This window comes from Sodalis sp. (in: enterobacteria) (genome assembly GCF_047607725.1).
GTDB lineage: Bacteria > Pseudomonadota > Gammaproteobacteria > Enterobacterales > Enterobacteriaceae > JBLKSS01.
This window is the reverse complement of the sequence record NZ_JBLKSS010000298.1, coordinates 1-2,593: the sequence shown is the minus strand read 5'-3', so window position 1 is coordinate 2,593 and position 2,593 is coordinate 1. Positions and strand designations below refer to the sequence as shown.

4 protein-coding genes and 1 pseudogene are annotated in these 2,593 nt (G+C 49.5%); all 5 read left to right on the top strand.

Going from position 1 to position 2,593, the window contains the following annotated elements; genetic code table 11:
- A partial coding sequence (locus ACMX3H_RS18695; RefSeq protein WP_415211851.1) for a transposase domain-containing protein occupies positions 1–220 on the top strand: 220 nt, incomplete at its 5' end.
- A 289-nt stretch (positions 221–509) separates the two neighbouring features.
- Positions 510–800 carry a hypothetical protein gene (locus tag ACMX3H_RS18690; protein WP_415211850.1) on the top strand — a complete coding sequence of 97 codons (291 nt, stop codon included), beginning with the start codon at positions 510–512 and terminating at the stop codon, positions 798–800.
- A gap of 190 nt (positions 801–990) precedes the next feature.
- Positions 991–1,620, top strand: a complete 630-nt coding sequence (locus ACMX3H_RS18685) for a DUF3164 family protein (RefSeq protein WP_415211849.1) — start codon at positions 991–993, stop codon at positions 1,618–1,620.
- Between the two features lie 3 nt (positions 1,621–1,623).
- A complete protein-coding gene (locus ACMX3H_RS18680; RefSeq protein ID WP_415211848.1) occupies positions 1,624–1,815 on the top strand; it encodes a hypothetical protein in 192 nt (63 codons plus the stop codon).
- Positions 1,816–2,326: 511 nt separating this feature from the next.
- Positions 2,327–2,593, top strand: a pseudogene (locus ACMX3H_RS18675) (IS21 family transposase); the annotation flags it as partial.

The following is a 2,593-nucleotide window of genomic DNA, read 5'->3' as shown; positions in this document are numbered from 1 at the left end:
GCTGCGGGTAATAAGCCTGGGTCGCAAGAACTATCTGTTCTTCGGTTCGGATAGCGGCGGCGACCGGGCGGCGCTGATGTATACGCTGATCGGCAGTTGCAAACTGAACGGCGGGGCGCCGGAAGCCTATCTGCGCCATGTGCTGGCGATTATCGCGGATCATCCCATCAACAAAATCAAAGAGCTCCTGCCGTGGAACCTCACCATCCCTGCTGAATAACTGTCAATACGGCGCTGGGCGTACGCTTACGAGTCCCGCAGGAAAGAGAGTGAAGCCGAGGATTTCAGTGCCATTCTGGGCAGCCTGTTATCGAACGGCGAGGCATCGGGCGAGCCGCTTGCGCCGGAGATTGCCGCCGTCTTTCGCAAGCATTCACGGGGCAATTATCGCCGCCTGTTTAAACTGGCGCGTGGGGTGGGGCCCGGACAAGCGCTATCGGCAATCAGGGGATTTCTGTGACGTTAATCGACCGTTATGCAGAAATGCTGATTCATTAAAGGAGGAAAGTATGTCATTCCATCATAAAGAGGCGTCGACCAACAATCATGTTATCGCCGTGATGAGGCAGGCAGAAGCCGTTGTTCGTTATTTGATGATAAAAGGTGTTAGCGTAAAAGGCGTTATATTGCGTAACTGTACGCCGGTTATCTGTATTGAACACCATAAGCTCTGTGAGCAGTTATTAAAAAATGGTCAGGCGGATTATATCACCTTTGGCAAAAACGCACAGGGTGGTTTTAAGCAAGGGGCATTCATGAAAGGTGGGTGCCGGGTGATTTGGTCAACGTCATTACATTGAGGTTACCATGACGATTAAATTAACAGTGACCATTTTAGATGGGTGAAAAAGGCATTCATGCGAATGTCCAGACTAAACGAAAAAATTTCACACAGGATGAGGGAAAATGTGCTTATCTGTTATTTCAACTGATAGAGCTGTATTTTTCTGAAATCGGTGCAAAAGAAAATATGATTAAAGGAGTCCCCCCATGTCCACTAATCCACATGAAAATACGGTGCCCGCCGGTTACTGGCAGGACGCCAAGGGCGCATTCATTCTAGACGTCATGGTAAAACCCATTGATAAGGAGCGCGACGCGCTGGTCAACGATATTGTGGCGCGCGCCAGGCTGCTGCATGAGGCATTAAGAGACTTTAAACACCGCGCGTTTGTCGATATCCAGGCGTTGATTGACCTGTCGATTGAGCAATACGGGGTAAAACGTGGCTGTAGAAAAGGCACTGTGACGCTGTATTCCTTTGATGGTCGCTACAAGGTCATCCGCGCCCTGCAGGACCGCATTACCTTTGATGAGCGTATCCAGGCCGCTAAGGCATTGATTGATGATTGCATGGCGGAATGGACACAAAATGCGCGCCCGGAGCTGCTGGCCATTATTGACCAGGCATTCTCCACCGATAAGGACGGTGATATTAATCCGGCCCGTGTTCTGCAGCTGTGTCGCCATGATATCACTGACCCGCGCTGGTTGCGGGCGATGGATGCACTGGCGGAAGCGGTGCAGGTGGTCAGCAGCAAAAGCTATATCCGTATTTATGAGCGCATCGACGAGACCGGGCAATATCGGCCGCTGTCGCTGGATATCGCAGGTGTGTAAGGAATGAATGCCAAACAATTTAATCAATGCTATCCGGGCGGCGCGTGTTTTATTTATCAACCTAACCGGATTTTAAAAGATGGCACATTAATAAGAACACTGGACAGTGCAAAATATTTAACCACCTGTGCGGTGGTTGAAATTAATTTTGCACCTTATTTTGAAAATGTCCGGTGGCTGACGAAGAGTCAGTGAATAAATAATGCATTAATGCTCTGTTTTATCATGGCGTAAATCCGCCGATGCTGGCTTGCGCCAAATAAACGTCATGCCTGTTTTTCTCAACCCACTCGGGAGGAAATAAACATGTTATATTGTGTGATTAAATGTGAATATTGGGATAACGGCAATCGCTGTGTTTATTATCTTAATGACCGCAGTTTGGTGCAAGAATCACGTCTCGTCCCGGTGCCCTTCAGCCTGCGTTTTTATGACGCGCGGCAACGCATGATTTATTCAGATGCTGTCCGCAAGCAAATGAAACAGGCGGTAATACGCTATAAAAAACAGCATTGTGCTGGTTCCGGTCACGTCCGATCACTGATTCCGATTTCACCCGATCACTGATTCCGGTCACGCCCGATCACTGATTCTGATTTCATCCGATCACTGATTCTGGTAGCCCGATCAGCGATTCCGATTCTGTCCGATCGCTCATCTTCTGTTCCGCCATACTCTGGAGACTTTTAGCTTCCGGGGGTATGGCATGGCACGTAAAAAGAAGAACGCGAGAACATAAATGTGAATCTATATCAATGTATTACGCATGATATTTGAGCAGCGTCGCTCAAATCGCACCATCGCAGCAGCGCTCGGCATCGGCTGTACCACAGCACGATATCCTCGGCCGATTCACGGTAGCTAACCTGGTCTGGCCATTGCCGGCGGAACTGTCCCCCGTCGACCTCGACCGCCTGCTCTATCCCGGAAAATCCGGCAAGGCTATCAAGACCTTACCCTGCTGGCTTGATAT

Coding starts and splice junctions, on each gene's coding strand:
- ACMX3H_RS18690 (WP_415211850.1), top strand. CDS start 510: ATGTCATTCCATCATAAAGAGGCGTCGACCAACAATCATGTTATCGCC.
- ACMX3H_RS18685 (WP_415211849.1), top strand. CDS start 991: ATGTCCACTAATCCACATGAAAATACGGTGCCCGCCGGTTACTGGCAG.
- ACMX3H_RS18680 (WP_415211848.1), top strand. CDS start 1,624: ATGAATGCCAAACAATTTAATCAATGCTATCCGGGCGGCGCGTGTTTT.